General features: G+C 33.5%; 17 protein-coding genes, 1 other RNA gene and 1 pseudogene. 6 read left to right on the top strand and 13 right to left on the bottom strand.

What is annotated here, in order from left to right:
* Window positions 1-21 precede the first annotated feature (21 nt).
* Genes TAGGR_RS01240 through coaD form a run of 5 tightly spaced genes read left to right on the top strand, consistent with a single transcriptional unit; the run spans window position 22 to window position 3745 of the window.
* Complete coding sequence (locus TAGGR_RS01240; protein ID WP_059175557.1) at window positions 22-1080, top strand: radical SAM/SPASM domain-containing protein; 1059 nt, start codon at window positions 22-24, stop codon at window positions 1078-1080.
* Window positions 1077-2093: a uroporphyrinogen decarboxylase gene (hemE, locus tag TAGGR_RS01235; protein WP_059175556.1), complete on the top strand. Its 1017-nt coding sequence runs from the start codon at window positions 1077-1079 to the stop codon at window positions 2091-2093. The genes TAGGR_RS01240 and hemE overlap by 4 nt, the downstream gene beginning before the upstream one ends.
* A gap of 2 nt (window positions 2094-2095) precedes the next feature.
* Window positions 2096-2746: a phosphoribosylglycinamide formyltransferase gene (gene purN, locus TAGGR_RS01230; protein ID WP_059175555.1), complete on the top strand. Its 651-nt coding sequence runs from the start codon at window positions 2096-2098 to the stop codon at window positions 2744-2746.
* Window positions 2747-2750: 4 nt separating this feature from the next.
* Window positions 2751-3248: a 16S rRNA (guanine(966)-N(2))-methyltransferase RsmD gene (gene rsmD, locus TAGGR_RS01225; protein ID WP_059175554.1), complete on the top strand. Its 498-nt coding sequence runs from the start codon at window positions 2751-2753 to the stop codon at window positions 3246-3248.
* Entirely contained in the window at window positions 3245-3745 is a 501-nt protein-coding gene (gene coaD / locus TAGGR_RS01220; RefSeq protein WP_059175553.1) for a pantetheine-phosphate adenylyltransferase, read from the top strand. The genes rsmD and coaD overlap by 4 nt, the downstream gene beginning before the upstream one ends.
* Window positions 3746-3815: 70 nt before the next feature.
* Here coaD and rnr read toward each other — a convergent pair whose 3' ends face one another.
* From rnr to resB, 13 genes and pseudogenes are all read right to left on the bottom strand, one after another.
* Window positions 3816-5903 carry a ribonuclease R gene (gene rnr, locus TAGGR_RS01215; RefSeq protein ID WP_059175552.1) on the bottom strand — a complete coding sequence of 696 codons (2088 nt, stop codon included), beginning with the start codon at window positions 5901-5903 and terminating at the stop codon, window positions 3816-3818.
* A complete protein-coding gene (locus TAGGR_RS01210) occupies window positions 5900-6634 on the bottom strand; it encodes a helix-turn-helix domain-containing protein (protein ID WP_059175551.1) in 735 nt (244 codons plus the stop codon). The genes rnr and TAGGR_RS01210 overlap by 4 nt, the downstream gene beginning before the upstream one ends.
* Complete coding sequence (gene recR, locus TAGGR_RS01205; RefSeq protein WP_059175550.1) at window positions 6627-7220, bottom strand: recombination mediator RecR; 594 nt, start codon at window positions 7218-7220, stop codon at window positions 6627-6629. The genes TAGGR_RS01210 and recR overlap by 8 nt, the downstream gene beginning before the upstream one ends.
* Window positions 7217-7561 carry a YbaB/EbfC family nucleoid-associated protein gene (locus TAGGR_RS01200; RefSeq protein WP_082673509.1) on the bottom strand — a complete coding sequence of 115 codons (345 nt, stop codon included), beginning with the start codon at window positions 7559-7561 and terminating at the stop codon, window positions 7217-7219. Before TAGGR_RS01200 ends, recR begins: the two co-directional genes overlap by 4 nt.
* Window positions 7554-9134, bottom strand: coding sequence for a DNA polymerase III subunit gamma/tau (gene dnaX / locus TAGGR_RS01195; protein ID WP_059175549.1), 1581 nt, complete (start codon window positions 9132-9134; stop codon window positions 7554-7556). The genes TAGGR_RS01200 and dnaX overlap by 8 nt, the downstream gene beginning before the upstream one ends.
* 15 nt (window positions 9135-9149) lie before the next feature.
* Window positions 9150-9248: signal recognition particle sRNA small type (gene ffs / locus TAGGR_RS01190), an RNA gene on the bottom strand.
* Window positions 9249-9270: 22 nt separating this feature from the next.
* A pseudogene (topA, locus tag TAGGR_RS11110) lies at window positions 9271-11514 on the bottom strand (type I DNA topoisomerase); the annotation flags it as partial.
* Window positions 11505-11780: a hypothetical protein gene (locus TAGGR_RS01180; RefSeq protein ID WP_059175548.1), complete on the bottom strand. Its 276-nt coding sequence runs from the start codon at window positions 11778-11780 to the stop codon at window positions 11505-11507. The gene TAGGR_RS01180 and the pseudogene topA, both read right to left, overlap by 10 nt.
* Entirely contained in the window at window positions 11781-12869 is a 1089-nt protein-coding gene (gene dprA / locus TAGGR_RS01175) for a DNA-processing protein DprA (RefSeq protein ID WP_059175547.1), read from the bottom strand. It lies immediately after the preceding gene.
* On the bottom strand, window positions 12862-14043 hold the full coding sequence (locus TAGGR_RS01170; protein WP_059175546.1) for an argininosuccinate synthase: 1182 nt from the start codon (window positions 14041-14043) through the stop codon (window positions 12862-12864). The genes dprA and TAGGR_RS01170 overlap by 8 nt, the downstream gene beginning before the upstream one ends.
* A gap of 30 nt (window positions 14044-14073) precedes the next feature.
* Complete coding sequence (gene tsaD / locus TAGGR_RS01165) at window positions 14074-15069, bottom strand: tRNA (adenosine(37)-N6)-threonylcarbamoyltransferase complex transferase subunit TsaD (RefSeq protein WP_059175545.1); 996 nt, start codon at window positions 15067-15069, stop codon at window positions 14074-14076.
* A 3-nt stretch (window positions 15070-15072) separates the two neighbouring features.
* Window positions 15073-16131: a c-type cytochrome biogenesis protein CcsB gene (gene ccsB / locus TAGGR_RS01160; protein WP_059175544.1), complete on the bottom strand. Its 1059-nt coding sequence runs from the start codon at window positions 16129-16131 to the stop codon at window positions 15073-15075.
* The gene (gene resB / locus TAGGR_RS01155) at window positions 16128-17510 is read right to left on the bottom strand and encodes a cytochrome c biogenesis protein ResB (protein WP_059175543.1); all 1383 of its coding nucleotides are present in this window, start codon (window positions 17508-17510) and stop codon (window positions 16128-16130) included. The genes ccsB and resB overlap by 4 nt, the downstream gene beginning before the upstream one ends.
* Before the next feature lie 64 nt (window positions 17511-17574).
* Between resB and TAGGR_RS01150 the strand changes: the two genes are divergently transcribed.
* The gene (locus tag TAGGR_RS01150) at window positions 17575-17967 is read left to right on the top strand and encodes a glutaredoxin family protein (protein ID WP_153000407.1); all 393 of its coding nucleotides are present in this window, start codon (window positions 17575-17577) and stop codon (window positions 17965-17967) included.
* Window positions 17968-18018 lie beyond the last annotated feature (51 nt).

Raw genomic sequence — 18018 nt, 5'->3', positions numbered from 1 at the left:
AAAGATATATTATAATAAAAAATGAAGTTTGAGCCAAAATGGATAGCCTGGGAAATAACCCGTAGATGCAATCTAAGATGCATTCACTGTCGTTCTTCTTCAGAAGAAGTGGTTAAAGAACATCCTGATCCAGTTAAAGAAGAATGCTTTAGAATAATAGATGATATAACCTCCTTTGCTCAACCGGTTCTGGTTCTTACAGGAGGAGAGCCTCTTTTAAGAGAAGATATATTTGAGATTGCCGAATACGGTAATCAGAAGGGTTTGAGAGTATGTATGGCTACAAATGGCACTCTGGTTAACGATGAGATTTGTAAAAAAATTAAAGATGCCAACATAAAAATGATTTCATTGAGTCTTGACGGTCCTGATGAAAAAACTCACGACGATTTTCGTCAGCAAAAAGGTGCTTTTAAGGCTACAATAAATGCTGCAAAGCTTTTTAAAAAATATGATATTCCATTCTTGATTAACTCTTCATTTACGAAGAGGAACCAGCACACAATACCTGAAACTTACAAGCTTGCAAAGCAACTTGGAGCTACTGCATGGTATATGTTTATGATTGTTCCAACAGGAAGAGGTGAGGATTTACTGAAAGAACTCATAGATGACAAAGACTATGAAGAGATACTTCACTGGCACTATGAGATGGAAAAGAATGAAAAGGAAATACTTGTAAGACCTACATGTGCTCCCCAGTATTATAGAGTAATTTTAGAGAGATCAAAAGAAGAGGGTGAAAAATTTGAAAGAAGGTCTCTTAAGTTTTCAACTGGAGGAGCAAAAGGATGTGTGGCAGCTCAGTTAATATGTCTTATAAATGTTGATGAAGATGTAATGCCCTGTAGTTATTTTCCTTTGCCAGCGGGTAATTTAAAAAAACAGAGTTTCAGAGAGATATGGGAAAACTCAAAATTATTTAAAGACTTAAGAGATTTTGCTTCATACAAGGGCCGTTGCGGAGTTTGTGAGTATATAAATGTTTGTGGAGGATGTAGAGCCCGTGCTTATTGTCTAAAGGAAGATTACATGGAAGAAGATCCGCAATGTAAATACATTCCAAGGAGATATAGATGAAAGATGCCTTTTTAAAAGCCTGTCAGGGTATAAGACCTTCATATACTCCTGTATGGTTTATGAGACAGGCAGGAAGATATATGCCAGAGTATCAAAAAATAAGGCAAAAATATGATTTTCTTACAATGTGCAAAACTCCTGAAATTGCAGCAGAAGTGACACTTCAGCCTGTAAAGATTTTAAATGTTGATGCAGCTATCCTTTTTTCAGATATCTTGATACCTCTTGAAGCAATGGGTTTGAAAATAGATTTTATAGATAAAGGTCCAGAGGTTTCACCTGTTATAAGAACAGGGTTTGATTTAAAAAATTTAAAAGAATTTGATCTATCAGCCGTAGATTTTGTTTTTGAGACAATTAAAATTTTAATAAAAGAACTTGATGTTCCTCTGATAGGTTTTTCTGCTTCACCATTCACTCTCGCAACATATGTGATTGAAGGAGGTTCTTCAAAGGATTTTGTTAATACAAAAAGATTTATCTTTTCAGAACCCCAAAACTTTCATAGGCTTATGGAGACTCTTACAGAGGCAACAACTAAGTATCTCATTGAGCAAATAAATGCTGGAGTTCATGCAGTACAGATTTTTGATACATGGGCTGGGATTCTCTCTCCTTTTGATTATGGAATATTCTGCAAACCCTATTTAGAAAAAATACTAAAGCAAATATCTATGTCTGTTCCTTTAATCTATTATTGTTCAAATACATCAGGACTTCTTAATCAAATTAAAGATTTAGAATTTGATGTTTTTAGTCTTGACTGGAGAGTTGATATAAAGGATGCCTGTTTTTATCTTAATTATAGACCTATTCAGGGTAATCTTGATCCTCTTGTTCTTCTTGGTAGAGAAGATGAGATTTTAAAAAGAGTAAAAAATGTGTTAATTGATGGAAATTCTGCAAAATCTCATATTTTTAATCTTGGTCATGGGGTTAATATTAATACCAATGTTGATGTATTGAAAAAAGTTGTTGATTTTATTCATGAATTTCGTTTTGAGGAGGTTTAAAAATGCTTAAAATAGGAGTTTTAGCATCAGGAAGAGGTTCTAATTTTCAGGCGATAATTGATGAGATTGAAGCTGGCAAGCTTCAAGCAAAAATAGAAATTCTTATTGTTGACAATCCAGAGGCATATGCAATAGAGAGAGCTAAAAAACATGGAATACCTTATCTTTATGTCAATCCAAAAGACTTTTCTTCAAAGGAAGCCTTTTATGAAAAAATAAGAGATGAACTTTTATCAAAAGGTGTAGAACTTGTAGTTCTGGCAGGATTTATGAGAATAGTTAAAAAACCTCTGCTTGATGCTTTTCCAAATAGAATTATGAACATCCATCCAGCTCTTCTTCCATCATTTCCAGGATTGCATGGTCAGAAACAGGCAGTTGATTATGGAGTTAGAATAAGTGGTTGCACTGTTCATTTTGTTGACGAAGGAGTTGATACAGGACCAATAATAATTCAGGCAGCTGTGCCAGTTCATCCTGAGGATACAGAAGAAAGCCTTTCTGAGAGAATCCTAAAGCTTGAACATAAAATTTATCCTGAAGCAATAAGACTTTTTGCTGAAGGAAGACTTAAGGTAGAAGGAAGAAAAGTAAAAATTTTAGACTATAGTTTGCCAGAAAAATACTTTACAAATCCAGAAATAAGGGAATAAAAAAATGGTTCAAAAAACAGTAAGACCAACTCCTGCAATTGTTAGAAAGGCTATTTTTGACATTTTAAAAGATGTACAGGACAAAACATTTATTGACCTCTATGCAGGTAAGGGCTTAGTTGGCATGGAAGCTTTAAAAAGAGGTGCCTGTGAGGTAATATTTGTAGAAAAAGATCCTGTTTTATGCATTTTTATAAAAAACACCCTCCAGAAAAAGAAACTTTCAGATAAAGCAAAAGTTTACAATCTGGATGCAGTGCATTTTCTTGAACAGAGTTCCAGAGCATATGACATAATTTTTGCAGATCCTCCATATGAATCAGGAGAACTGGAAAGATTATTCAAAGTATTCGAAAAAAAACTTCTTGTTAAAGAAAATGGCTTATTGATACTGCAACATTATAAAAAAGAATCATTAAGGGAAAAACTTAAAGCTCTCAAGATACACAAATGCTACAAATACGGTGATACTCTTTTAACTGTTTATAGGAGGGAAGAGTGAAAAAAATAGGAATTTATCCGGGAACATTTGATCCTATAACAAATGGACATCTTGATGTCATCAAAAGAGCACTTAAAATTTTTGATGAACTTATAGTTGCTGTTGCAGTGTCAAGTTATAAAAAAAATCCTGTTTTTACTGTGGAAGAGAGAGTTCATTTTATAAAGGAAACAACAAAGGGACTTAAAAATTTAAAAGTTGAATCCTTTGATGGTCTTCTTGTTGATTTTTTAAAAGAAAAAGGAGCTGTAGCTATTGTGAGAGGGTTAAGAGCAGTGTCAGACTATGAGTTTGAACTTCAACTTGCTCATGCCAATCGCAGACTTTTTAAAGAGGCCGAAACAGTATTTTTAATGCCTTCTGAAGAATATTCTTTTCTTTCTTCCAGTATTGTTAAAGAAATTGCATATTTTGGAGGCTCTGTAAAAAACCTTGTCCCCCCAATTGTTGAAAAGGCATTAAAAGAAAAATTCCAGAACTTACGTGGTCTTTCCTGAAAATAGAGGATTTTTTGAGTTTATCAATTTATTTATATTTAATCTTCTAAAACTGAGAATTTTCTCTATTTCACAGAAGTTCAAAAATTATCTCTCTTTCATCAATGTTTACTTTTGAAACTCTAATTTGTAAAGACGTGCCAATTGTAAACTTTCTTTTTTTCTTCAAGCCCATCAGGCAGTATTTTTTTTCATCAAATTGATAAAAATCGTCAGTCATGTAAGAAATAGGCAAGAATCCTTCAATATAATATTCTTCAAGTCTTACTCTTAATCCCTCTGGACTAACCATTGTAACTTTTCCATTAAACTCTTCTCCAACCTTGTCTTTCATAAACCACACTCTCATTATTTGAATAGAATCTCTTTCAACAGAATCAGCTCTTCTTTCCATTCTTGAACTATGAATGGCAATATCGGGCAGAATCTCTTCAAGCTCCTTTTTTCTTTCTTTTGATATTTTTTCTTTTTGTAAAAATTCCTTTAAAATTCTGTGAACAATGAGGTCAGGATATCTTCTTATAGGTGAGGTAAAATGAGTATAACATTCTGATGCCAATCCAAAATGTCCAACATTTTCTGGACTATAACGGGCTTGTTTTAAACTTCTTAAAATTAGATAGTTCACTATCTCTTCATAGGGAGTACCTTTGACTACTCCGATGAATTCATGAAACTTAGATGGCTTCAAGTCTTCTTTTAAAATGCCCAAATTTTTGATAATTTTAGTAAGATATTGAATTTTATTGGGTTCAGGTTCTTCATGAACACGGTAAAGGCATGGAACATTTTTGGAATATAAAAACTCTGCAACTGCCTCATTTGCTGCTATCATGAATTCTTCAATTATAAAGTGAGCAAGATTTCTTTCAGCTTTAATTATTGCCTGAGGATCTCCTTTTATGTCAAGTAAAACCTCTGGTTCGGGAAGATCAAAATCGAGGCTACCTCTTTTTTTTCTTTTATTCTTAAGTATTTCGCAAAGTTCAGCCATTCTTTCAAAATGAGGTACAAGGCTTTTATATCTTTTAATCTCTTCTGCATCTTTATCAATTAAAATTTTTTTAACTGAAGTATAGGTCATTCTCTCTACAGTCTGGATTATACTGGGATAAAAAAGAGTTTCCTTTCTTTCTCCTGAGTTACTGAAATGCATTTCTACTGTAAAGGTAAGTCTTGGAGTTTTTGGAAGTAAACTGCATATATTTTCACTCAATGCTGGAGGAAGCATAGGTATTACACGGTCTGGTAAATAAACGCTTGTTCCTCTTTGTCTTGCTTCTATGTCTATGGTAGAGTTCCATTTTACATAATGACTTACATCAGCTATGTGAACCCAGAGTATAAAACCGTTTCTTGTTTTCTTTATAGAGACAGCATCGTCAAAATCCTTTGCATTTTCTCCATCTATGGTTACTGTGGGAAGTTCTCTTAGATCAACTCTGTTTTTAAACTGTCTTTTTGAAATACCTTTGGAAGAAATTTCTTCCGAAGCAGTAATCACATCATTAGGAAACTTTTTTGGTAAATCATATTCATAGGTAAGTATTTCAATATCTTGTCTGGAGTTTTTGGGTTTTTCAAAAACTTTAATTATTTTTGCAACTAAAGGTTTATTTATTGATTGATAGGTTGTAACCTCAGCAAGAACAATATCTCCTGGTTTAACTTTAATTTCTCCTGGTGCAATAACAATCTGTTGATTTATATTTTTATTTCTTGGTTGAATATAAAAAATTGGACCTGATTTTTCTACTAAACCAACAACTCTTTTTACAGCTCTTTCAAGTATTCTTATTATTCTTCCTTCTCTTTTCCTTCTCTGTTCAAGCCTTGCAACAACTCTGTCTCCATGCATTGCTCCCATTGTCGCATGGGGAGGGATGAATATATCTCTTTCACTGGGAGAGTCAGGAATTACAAAGCCATATCCATTTCTGTGAGCCTCAAAAAAGCCTGTTATTAGTTGTACTTCCTTAACAGGCAAGTAAAGTCCTTTTCGATTTCTCAAAATCTTTCCTTGAGTGACAAGGTCTTTAAGAAGGCGCTTTAACTTTTTTCTTTCAGAAGATTTTAGTCCAAAAGCCTCTGCTATTTCTTTGAAACTTAGAGGTTTATCAGATTTTCTAATAAATTCTAATAGATTTTCTCCCTTCAATTTTTCTCCTGTGGAAGATTGAGATATACTACCTGACCGGTTTCTCCAATTTTTCCCATGTCTTTACCGTTAAATAAAACTTTAACTCCTCCAGCATTTCCTATATGAAGTCTGAAAGATTTATTAGCTTGAAGTTGTATCTTTTGTCCTGGATTGAGAAGAAACTCTCTCTTGTCCCTATCATCTATGGTTATTCTCATCCACACTTTATCAGAAGTTTCAATTATAAGTTTTTGTTCTTTTACTGGAGATTCCTGTTGAGACATGTTTGTTTCTATTTTTTCCTCAATTTTTGATATTTCTGAGTTCGTCTCTTGCTTTACAGGGGGTGGGGGAGGTAAGATTTGTTCTTTTCTCTCAGATTTGATAAGTAGAAAAACTATAAAAAAAACTATAAATATGACCGCTAAGGTTATACTCCAGTTTGGTAACTTTTTGAAAAAAGATGTTTTTTGATCGGACGATTCTATGTCATTTAGTTCGATTTCTCTTTTAGTATTTTGTTTTGATTGGAGATAATTTTCATAATCTTTTAAAATAGCTGATGGATCGACTCCAAGATTTTTCGCATAGGTTATAATATATGCTCTTGTGTATACTGCAATTGGTAATTTATCAAAATCACCTTCTTCTATGAACTGCAAGTAAGACTTCTTTATCTTCGTCTCTTCAGCAATTTCCTCTAATGTTTTTTCAAGCTCTAATCTTCTTTTTTTTAGCTCTTCATACATTCACAGGCTTCCTTCCTTCTAAAGCTTTTGACAATGTTACTTCATCTGCAAACTCAATGTCAATCCCTATAGGAAGCCCATAGGCAATTCTTGATATTTTAATGTCGTATTTTTTTAACATATCAGCGATCCATTGTGCTGTAAGCTCTCCTTTTGTATTTGGGCTTGTTGAGATTATAACTTCTTTGATCTGACCTGTTTTAACTCTCTCTTCAAGCTCTTTTATCTTTAACTTATCTGGAGTTAATCCATCAACAGGAGATATATTTCCTCCAAGAACATGATATGTACCCTTATATCCAGTTTTTTCAAATAAAACTATATTGCTTGGTTCTTCTACTACACATATTATAGATTGATCTCTTTCAGGATTACTGCATATATTGCATTTTTCCTGCTCCGTAATGTTAAAACAAACAGAGCAGTATTTAGCGTTTTTTTTCAGATTTATAATTGCCTGTGCTATATCAATAGCTTCTTGCTGTGGCATGCTCATTATAAAAAAAGCAAGTCTCTGAGCAGTTTTTCTACCAATCCCCGGAAGTTTGCAAAGATTTTCAATAAGTTTCTCTATAGGATTACTCATAATCTTCCAAAAATACTGCTTAGGTCAGGCATTCCTGGAAGATTGAACGGTAGAGAAACTTTAGCCATCTCGCTTTGTGCAAGTTCATGAGCTCTTTTTAATGCTTCATTTACCGCAGCAAGAACTAAATCTTCAAGCATTTCTACATCATCAGGATTTACAACTTCTTTATCAATCTTTACTGAAATAATTTCTCCTGCTCCATTTGCTTGAACTGTAACCATTCCTCCGCCTGCTGTTGCTTCAACTGTCATCTTTTTTATCTCTTCCTGTTTTCTCTGAATTTCTTCCTGAATTTTTTGAGCTTGCCTCATTATCTCTCCAAACATCTTTTTAGACATCTCCTCCTCCTTTTTTAGGTATTATATTAAAAATTCTTCCATCAAAAAGCTGCAAAGTTTTTTTAACAAGAGGATGATTAATAACTTCCTTAGTTAAATCTTCCCTTGACTGATGTGTATTTAAATTCTCTACAGTCCGTATAACTATCTTACCATCATAACCTGATTCTTTCAATAAATTTTGGATTACCGATAAATTTTCTTTTAAAGATTCAGCATAAAGAGCAGCACCACCATTGTAAATTAAATGAATTTCATTATCTTCAAAAATTACTTCAGCATGTTTAATTTTCGTAGCAAGCAGATGATTCTGAACTTCAAGCTTTTCAAGAAATTCCTGCCAGATTGTTTCTTTTAATTTTAATGTGCTTTCTGGTAAAGATTTTTCTTTCTCAACTAAATTCTCTGTATTTTGAGATAAAGATGTAGGAGGAATTGCATTATCCACAGACACTCTTTTGTTTACCTCTCTTATGGTTTCATCAATATTTCTGAAGTGTGACAGCAGGCTAAGTTTGAGAAGAGTTATCTCGAAAATAATTCTCGGGAAAAACGAATTTTTTATTGCCAACTCAGAATTAATTAATTCTTTTATGAGAAGAATAAGATGCTCTTCCGATGTCTTCTTACTCAATTTTGTAATTAGCTCTGTCTCTGATTCAGTTACATAAAGTTTAAAATTTTTCGTGATTTTACATACAAGTATATTTCTCAGAAAATTAATTAAATCTGTTGTCAGCCTTTTGAAGTCAGTTCCAATACTATTTAGTTCTTCTATCTGCAAAATAATTCTTTCCTTTTCTCCCTCAATTAAGGATTCTGTAAGCTCATAAAGTAGCCCTGTATCTGCTCCACCAATCAGAAGATTTACATCTTCCTGTGTGACTTTATCTGTAAATGATGTTACTTGATCAAGCAATACTAAAGCATCTCTCATGCTACCTTCAGCATTTGTTGCAATGATATGAAGTGCCTCTTCAGTAATATCAATATTTTCTTGCATACAAATAAATTGAAGTCGTTGTTTTATTAAATTAACAGGGATTCTTTTAAATTGAAGATGCTGACATCTACTTAAAACAGTTAGAGGAATTTTTCTTGGTTCAGTTGTTGCTAAAACAAATACCACATGAGGAGGAGGTTCTTCCAAAGTTTTAAGAAAAGCATTAAAGGCTGCTTGACTCAACATGTGAGCCTCATCAATTATGTAAACTTTATAAAGCCCTTCTGCAGAGGCATATCTTATATTCTCTCTTAAATCTCTAATGTTTTCCACTGATGTATGAGATGCAGCATCTATTTCTATAACACTCATAGCTCTACCTTCTTTTATTGCAAGGCAGGAAGGACATTCATTGCAGGGTCTTGGCTGATGGCCTGTACAGTTTAATGCTTTTGCAAGAATCCTTGCTGTTGATGTTTTGCCAACTCCTTTAGGACCTGAAAAAATATAGGCATGAGAGATCTTTCCAGCTTTTAATGAATTTTCAAGTATTTTTACAACTACTTCTTGTCCTGTTAGATCAGAAAACTTTTGAGGTCTGTATTTTCTTGCTAGGCCCAGATATGCCATCTTAAATTCCTTAAAAAGGGACCGACTTACTGCGGCACGCAGAATGGAATGCTTACCGTTGCTTCCTTCCGGACCTGGCGGGGTTCACATCCTTCTGCTGCGCAGGGTCGGTCCCAGCTGAGTTTTCGTTTAATTCTATTTTACATTTACAGGATGGATTATGGCAAATTAAAAATTCTTCACCATTTTTGTCTTTCTTTTTCAACATGTAAGGAGCTTTGCATTTTTCACATTCCACTGCTACTGGTTCAAAAGATAGTGTAAATTTACACTCTGGATAATTTGAACAAGCCCAGAAACTTCTGCCTTTTTTAGTTTGTTTTTTCAAAATATCTCCACCGCATTGGGGACACTTTATCTCAGCAGTAATTGATTGAGTATATTTACACTCAGGATATTTTGAACAGGCAATAAATTCACCTCTTCTGCCATTTCTTATCACCAGTGGAGCCCCACATTCTGGACATATTTTGTCCGTTGGTTTTGCTTCATTACCATTTTCAGATTTGCTTAATGATCTGGAATTTTTACAGGAAGGATAACTGGAACAAGCTAAAAATGGTAATCCTTTGCTCCATCTTATAACCATATTTTTACCGCACCTGTCGCATATGACTTCTGTCATGATTTCTCTGGGTTTTGTTCTTCTGGAAGTTTTTAGAGCTTCCTCAAGATCTTTCTCAAATTCTCTATAAAATTCTTCAATTACTTTATTCCACTTAACTTCGTTTAGGGAGATTTTATCAAGATCTTCTTCCATTTTTGCAGTAAAGTTATAATCCATCAACTCAGGGAACTTTTCTTCAAGAAGGTCATTTACAACAAAACCGAGATAGGTTGGATATAGCCTATTTTTGATCTTTCTTACATAATCTCTTTCCTGAATTGTACTTAGTATAGTAGCATAGGTAGAAGGTCTGCCAATACCTTTCTCTTCAAGGGCTTTAACAAGTGTTGCCTCTGTATATCTTGGAGGAGGTTCTGTCGTATGTTTTTCTGATGTAACATCAATAAGTTTTAATTGAGATTTTTCTTTCAAAGAAGGCAATATTGTATCTTGCTCACTTTCTTCATCTTTATAGAGAACAAGAAATCCTGGAAATACAATAACTGAACCACTTACTCTGAATTGGGCAGTACTGTCTTTGTCTTCAATTATATATGTAGTTTGTTCAATCTCAGCGGGGCTCATCTGGCTGGCAAGAAATCTGTCCCATATAAGTTTATATAAAGAGTATTGTTCCTTTGTAAGATATTTCTTGACAACGTCTGGTGTTTTATCAGGATAAGTAGGTCTTATACATTCATGGGCATCCTGTATAGGTGTTGTTGTTTTTTTAGTCTGTTTGCCTGTGTCTGTACCGATAAATTCTTTACCAAAAGTTCCCTCAATAATTTTTTTTGCCCACTGTTTTGCTTCCTGAGCAACTCTTACAGAGTCTGTTCTCATATATGTAATCAATCCAACTCTACTGCCTTCTATATCAATTCCTTCGTAAAGTTGTTGAGCAATTAACATGGTTTTCTTGGGAGAAAAACCTAGTACTGACGAAGCCTGCTGTTGAAGTGTTGCGGTTCTAAAAGGCTCTGGTGGATTTTTCTTTTTTCTTTTCTTTTCAATCTTTGACAGATAGTAATCTAATCCTTTAAGTTCATCTATAATTTTTTGAGCTTCTTCTTCAACAGTAATTAGAAATTTTGCTTCTTCATCTTTTCTGTCAACGACAAGTTTACCTCTGTACTTATGTAAATTGGCATTAAGTTTTTTCCCGTCACTTTCAAATTCACCATGTATTGTCCAGTAGTCTGTGGGCTGAAATGTAAGTATTTCCTTTTCTCTTTCAACAACCATTCGTAAAGCAACAGATTGAACCCTTCCAGCACTTAACCCTTTTTTAACCTTCTTCCAGAGAAAAGGACTCAAGTTGTAACCAACAAGTCTGTCAAGAATTCTTCTTGCCTGTTGAGAATATACTTTGTTTAAATCTATCTTTGACGGATTTTCAATTGCCTTTTTTACGGCAGTTGGAGTGATTTCATTAAAGATTGCCCTATAAACTGGAACTCCTGAAGTCTTTATTTCTTCTGCAATGTGATAGGCTATAGCTTCTCCTTCTCTATCAGGATCAGTGGCAATAAATATTTTTTTTGCATATTTCGCAGACTCTCTTAGTTCTTTTACGACTTTTTCTTTTCCTGGAATTATAATGTACTCAGGCTCAAATCCTTTTTCTATATTAACACCAAGTCTGTCCTCTGGAAGGTCTTTAATATGTCCAATTGATGCCTTTACCTGAAAATCTTTCCCTACAATTTTATTGATTGTTTTCGCTTTTGCAGGTGATTCGACAATTATAAGATTTTTTCCTTTTAGTTCCATATTATTTGTTTTCCTTTACTGAAAATAAAGCTGTATATATCATCTTCGTGTAGATCGGTCTCCCTCATCAATAGATAAGCAAGAAGAGCCCTTATCATATCAATTTCTTCAAGCTCGAGAAGTTCACTCCCTTCAATGAAATTAAGCTCCTCTTTTATCTGATGTAAATCAATTTCGACGAGAGATATATCTTTTAGAGTCTCCTCGCTGTAGTCATTGTCAATTAACTGTCTTGCAAGAACTCTTAGATAATCAAGAAGTTTCATCTAAATCCTCCTCGTGTATTTACCTTCTATTTTTGTAATCAATCCTTTTATTTCAAGTCTGAGAAGTATTTCAAGAACTTTTGTTATACTTATACCTGTCCTTAAAACTATCTCATCTGTTGTTAGCAGTTCATCTAATATATTAAATATATCCCTTTCTTCACTATCTAATTCAACTGTTTCAGTTTTATATTGCTTTTTTAATGATGGAATAAAATGCATTATTTCATCAAGTATGTCCTCAACTTTTGTAACAAGTTTTGCTCCTTTTTGAATCAAATAATTTGTACCTTCAGAATTTTTTGAATTAATATTTCCTGGAACAGCAAAAACTTCTCTTCCCTGTTCTAAAGCAAAAGATGCGGTAATTAGAGCTCCAGAATTTATCGAAGCTTCAGTAACAACTGTTCCAATTGACATTCCACTTATTATTCTATTTCTCCTTGGAAAATTTTCCTTTTTTGGTCCTTCCTCAGGATAGAACTCACTTAAAATTGCACCATTGTGGATGATTTTTTCTGCTAAAAGTCTATTTTCCGGTGGGTAAATATTTAAAACTCCGCTACCTAAAACAGCAATAGTTCTACTACCATTGGAAATAGCTGATTTGTGTGCCACTGAATCAATTCCTCTTGCAAGTCCGCTTACAATGGTAATACCACATTGAGCAATTTGAGATGCTAATTGCTCTGTTACTCTTCTACCATATTCACTCAATTTTCTTGAACCAACAATTGCCAATCCAAAATGATCTTCAGGTTTTATCTCTCCTTTACAGAATAAAACCACCGGTGGATCGTAAATCTCTTTCAAATACTTGGGATATTCTTCATCATTTAATGAATAAATCTTAATTTGTCTTTTTTCACAAAGATTTATTATTCGGTCTATTTCATTCCATTTGTTGAATTCTTTTATTCTTTTTGCTCTCTGTATTCCTATTCCGTCAATCTCAGCAAGTTCCTCAATAGTTGCACTGAAAATATTTTCTGCCGAGTTAAATTTTGTAATAAGTCTTTTTACAAGAACAGAACCCAGATCTTTTATTTCGTTTAATGCAAGATAAAGTCTAACTTCTTCATTAAACATTTTTCAACATTCTTAATCTTAACGCATTAATTTTAATAAATCCCTGAGCATCTTTTTGGTTGTAAATCTGGTCTTTTTCAAAAGTAGCAAGTTCCTGGCTATAGAGAGAGTAGGGTGACTTTCTTCCTGTAACTATACAATTACCTTTATAAAGTTTAAGTCTTACTGTACCTTTAACATTTCTCTGGGTTTCATCAATCAATTTCTGCAAAGCGACTCTTTCAGGTGAAAACCAGTATCCGTAGTAAATAAGTTCAGCATATTTCGGTATAAGGCTGTCTCTAAGATGCATCAACTCTCTGTCCATTGTTATTGACTCAATTGCTTTATGGGCAATATGTAAAACTGTTCCAGCAGGCGTTTCATATACTCCTCTTGATTTAATTCCAACATAACGATTTTCAACAATATCTACTCTCCCAATTCCATTTTCTCCAGCAATTCTATTAAGCTTCTGAAATAGCTCTACACCTGAAAGTTTTTCACCATTAAGTGCAACTGGATTACCTTCTTCATAGTCTATTTCAATATAAACTGGTTTATCAGGAGCTTTTTCAGGTGGAATTACCATTGAATACATATCTTCTGGAGGCTCTCTCCAAGGATCTTCAAGTATTCCTCCTTCATAACTTATGTGGAAAAGATTTTTGTCAATACTGTAAGGTTTTTCCTTTGTAGCCTGCACAGGAATATTATGTTTTTGAGCATATTCAATAAGACTACTACGGGAGTCAAACTCCCACTCACGCCATGGCGCAATTACCTTGATATCAGGTTTTAGAGCATAATATGTTAATTCAAATCTTACCTGATCGTTTCCTTTACCAGTAGCTCCATGAGCTACTGCTTCTGCATTTTCTTTTATAGCAATTTCAATTTGTTTTTTTGCTATCAGAGGTCTTGCAATAGATGTTCCCATAAGATAACCTGTTTCATATACTGCATTTGCTCTTAACATGGGAAATATATAGTCATTTACAAATTCCTCCCTTAAATCCTCAATATAAACTTTTGATGCTCCTGTACTTAATGCTTTTTTAGATATCTCCTCAAAGTTTTCTTCCTGTCCGATGTCAGCACAAAAAGCAATTACCTCAGCATTATATTTTTCCTTTAACCACTTAATTGCAACTGAAGTATCGAGTCCTCCTGAATAAGCAAGAATAATTTTCATTTTTTACCTCCTTCTTAATTTATCCTCTTATTATAACGGTAAATAGGCTCTTGCATTTAAATAAAGATCGGATTTTTCACCTCTTAGAAATCTATGATATCCTGCAACAGCTATCATTGCAGCATTATCTGTGCAAAGGGATTTTGAAGGAAGATATACTTCTAAATCTTCTATCATCTGAGCTCTTTTCCTTAACTCACTATTTGCAGCAACTCCACCTGTTATAACAACCCTTTTTAAATTTTCCATAGCTCCTGCCCATCTTACTTTTTCAATCAATACATCAACAACTGAAGCCTGAAAAGCTGCTGAAATATCCCTTTTTATTTCCTCAGGTGGAAACTCTTCTTCATAACCAAGATTTCTTAAAAGTACCTTAACTGCTGTTTTTAATCCACTAAAGCTAAAATCTAGTGTTCCCTGTAGATAAGGTCTTGGAAGATTAAATTTTTCTACATCTCCATTCTGGGCTAGTGCATCAATTACTGGTCCGCCAGGATAACCAAGTCCGAGCATTTTTGCTACTTTGTCATAGGCTTCCCCTGCAGCATCATCACGGGTTCTTCCAAGCTCTTTATATTTTCCAAAATCATCGACCCTGTAAAGAGAAGTATGCCCCCCTGAAACTATAAGAGTTAAAAATGGAAACTCTGGAAACTTTTCTTCTAAAAAAATTGCCTGAATATGTCCTTCAAGATGATTTACTCCAATTAAAGGTTTATGAGATGCATAACTTAAAGCTTTAGCAAAACAAAGCCCAACTAATAAAGACCCAATTAAACCAGGACCATGACATACGCTTATAAGATCAACATCATTTAATTTCACTTTTGCTTCATTGAGAGCTCTCTCAGTAACATCCCATATCCATTCAATGTGTTTACGAGAGGCTATTTCAGGCACAATACCACCATATTTGCTGTGAAACTTAATCTGAGATGACACAATGTTGCTTAAAATTTTTCTATTCTCTAAAATTGCAACTGATGTGTCATCACAGGATGTATCAATTCCAAGTATAATCATGAATTACATACTTCCGTATGAATGTAGCCCGCTTAAAAATAGATTTACTCCAAGATAGGTAAAAATTGTTACAAGAAAGCCTATTACAGCTATCATTGATATCTTCGTACCTTTCCATCCTCTTATAAATTTTGCATGAAGATAGAATGCATAAACAAACCATGTTATCAACGACCACGTCTCCTTTGGATCCCATCCCCAGTATCTTCCCCAAGCCTGATCAGCCCATATTGCTCCAAAAACCAATCCTCCTATGGTAAATATTGGAAAACCAAATGCTATTCCTTTATATGTCAAATCTTCAAGAAATTGTGAATTAATCTTTAGACTATGAAGGGCTTTTTTTATTAAATCGCCAAACTTCCAGAATAGAAAAACAGTTACTAATAGTGCTATCCAGCTTAAAGTAGATATTATCAATGAAGAACTTCCTAAAGTTGTATGAAAGATTTTTACTGATTTAGGATTTGATGCTGAAAGACTATCAAATATTAACGATATAAACAAAAAAACCATAAAGCCCAGAATTGATGTTGAAAAAATGTATTTAAAAGATTTTTTGTTTTCTGTGTCCATTATCACATGAAGAATGGCTGTGATAAAACTTATCGCAAAGGCTGCATAAGATATAAAACTCAAAGCAACATGTGCTAGCAACCAATTACTTTTAAGAGCAGGAACAAGAGGCTGTACTTCCTTTGTTACTCCAAGCACATCAGTTAAGCCAATTGTTATACCAGCTATAATTGAAACAAAAACTCCAAAACTCTTATTTTTATATTTCCACTCAATGAAAAGATAACCTGCTACCATACACAAAACAAAAAAAATCAAACTTTCGTACAGATTAGTTATGGGAATACTTCTCATAATTGAATGATTTATTGAATACATCTCTTTAAATCTCTGAATGAATCCATAAATATGGATTAGAGTTCCAGCAGAGAGCACTCCTGTTGCAACAATACCTATTTTTTTATTTTTCGTAAGGAGATAAACAATATAACCGGGCATTGCAAGCATGTAAAGAAGTCCTGCAATAGATATAATCTGGTAGCTCATAGTTGTTCTCCTTTAAGCTTTTTTATTATCTCATCAATTTGTCTTTCAACTATTCCCTTTGATGTTGGACAATAAAAGTTTATCTGATTTTTGCTTATTACTACAAAGTAATTAACAGGTCTTAAGAAAAGGCATATAAAAAGACCAATGCACATCAAAATTGAACCTATGTAAATTAAAGGTACCCCTGGGTCTTTTCTTACCTGCAGTCCTGTAAATTGGGCACCCCATAGTTCGTTAAATCTAAGTGTTCCATAGGGAGTTTGCCATGTCTCAGGAATTCTTTTTAGAATCCACTGTTGAGTTTTCTTCCCATTTTCTTCAAAAGTTACCAAAACAGCGGGATTAATCATATCTGAAGTCATATTAAAGAGTTTTCCTTCTTCATCTACTCCCAAAGCAGGAGAAAAATCTGTAACAGAAGCAGTTACCGAAGTTTGAGGAATTTTAAACTTTTCCTCAAAATGAGCGTTTATATTAAATTCTTTGCCTGTTTTATCAAAATATGTAAACCTGAATTCGGCATGCTCAGTTGGTTGAAATCCATAGCTTGCTTGATAAAATGTAATTCCTTTGTAAGTAAAAGGTTGATTTACCTCAATTACAATGTTTTCCATTACAGGTTTACCATTTTCAATAATTTTTATATAGCTTCTATAAGCTTTGGGCATTGAAGAGTTTTCATAGTATTCTGCCTCAAATTTTTCACATCTTACTTCAAAATCAAGTGGAATCGCTTTACCATCATCAGAAATCACAAAATTAAGACCTGTTCCTTCAACTATGTTCATAGAACCTCTAAAACCAAAAAAGCTTCCTATTAGAGCTCCAGCAAGAATTATAAGGATACTTAGGTGAGTTAGATATACTGCAAGTCTTGTTTTAGTCCATTTCTTCGCATGGATTTGAAGACCTTCCTGAGTTTCAAATATATGTGTCGAAAATCCTCTATTTTGAAAGATTTCTTTAATTTTGTCCAATATCTTATCATCGTTTATTTTTAATGTTTTTTTTACTGGCATATTCTCAAGTATCTGCATTGGATAAGGCTTTGGAGAGGTTTTGAAGGATTTTAGAAGTGAAGGTAGTCTATCAATGGAACAAACAATTAAATTTAGTGCAAACATGAACAGTAAAAATATAAACCACCAACTGTGATAAACATTGTTAAGATCAAAAAGGCTAATTATTTCATATACTTTATGAGCAGATGAAATGGACATGAACTTTGAAAAAAACTTAATAATTGGCTCAGGCTCAATGCTTTGAGGAATAATTGTACCAATAGCAGCTCCAGATGAAATAATTATAAACAAAGCTACTGCAAGGTCAACAGAGGAAAAAAAATTCCACACCTTCTCATTTAGTTTGTTGAGCATTATTCCTCCAAAGAAGTTTGAGTTAATAATTGATTAATTTATCATATCTGTGATATATTTTTCTATGAGTTGCTTGAAAAAATTCATCGTGCCTGCCTTTATAATTCTTTTTTTATTTATTGGAATTGCCGATTGCAAAGACAAAAAACCTGTCATTCTTTATCTTTTCTGGGCAGAAGGATGTCCCTACTGCGCAAAGGAAAAAATTTTTTTATCTGAGTTAAAGAAAAAGTATCCTTCGCTTCAAATTAAAGATTATGATGTATCAGTGCCTGCATCAGTAGAACTTCTCAAAACAATGTCAAAAGCTTACAAAATAAATCCAACAGGAGTTCCTGTTACATTTATTGGTAGTAAAGCATTAATTGGGTTTTCAGAAAAAACAGCCTCTCAAATTGAAGAAGCCGTAAACTACTGTTTAAAAAATATCTGCGAAGATCCTCTCTATAAAAAATAATTATCAAATTTTTTAAAAATTTTTATAAACCCATCTGTTACAAATTATTGA

Origin of the sequence: Thermodesulfovibrio aggregans (assembly GCF_001514535.1) — a bacterium.
GTDB lineage: Bacteria > Nitrospirota > Thermodesulfovibrionia > Thermodesulfovibrionales > Thermodesulfovibrionaceae > Thermodesulfovibrio > Thermodesulfovibrio aggregans.
This window is presented reverse-complemented; position numbering and strand designations above follow the sequence as displayed.